We start from the raw sequence: 373 nt of genomic DNA, 5'->3' as shown, positions 1-373 counted from the left end.
CAAGTCCTGTGTATCGACAACGAAGACAGCATTCTGATCGGCATGCAGAGTTTGCTGACGCGATGGGGGTGCCGTGTCTGGACCGCGCGCAATCGCGAGGAGTGCGCCGCACTATTGAATGAAGGTGTGAGGCCGCAGCTGGTGCTGGTTGACTACCATCTGGATGAGGGTGAAGTGGGCACCGACCTGATGCGCTGGTTGCGGGCTGAGCTGGGTGAACCTGTGCCGGGGGTTGTCATCAGCGCCGACGGTCGGCCGGAGATGATTGCTCAAGTCCATGCTGCAGGGCTGGAGTACTTGCCCAAGCCGGTCAAACCAGCGGCGCTCAGAGCGCAGCTGAGCCGGCATGTGCCGCTGTAGCCGCTGTAGCCGC

General features: G+C 62.2%; 1 protein-coding gene. It reads left to right on the top strand.

The genetic code is table 11. From position 1 onward, the window contains the following. Positions 1 to 360: response regulator (locus GHO03_RS24810; RefSeq protein ID WP_153400714.1), on the top strand; the 360-nt coding region annotated here is incomplete at its 5' end. Positions 361 to 373 lie beyond the last annotated feature (13 nt).

This window comes from Pseudomonas sp. FSL R10-1339 (assembly GCF_009600545.1).
In the GTDB taxonomy this organism is placed as follows: domain Bacteria; phylum Pseudomonadota; class Gammaproteobacteria; order Pseudomonadales; family Pseudomonadaceae; genus Aquipseudomonas; species Aquipseudomonas bubulae.
This window is presented reverse-complemented; position numbering and strand designations above follow the sequence as displayed.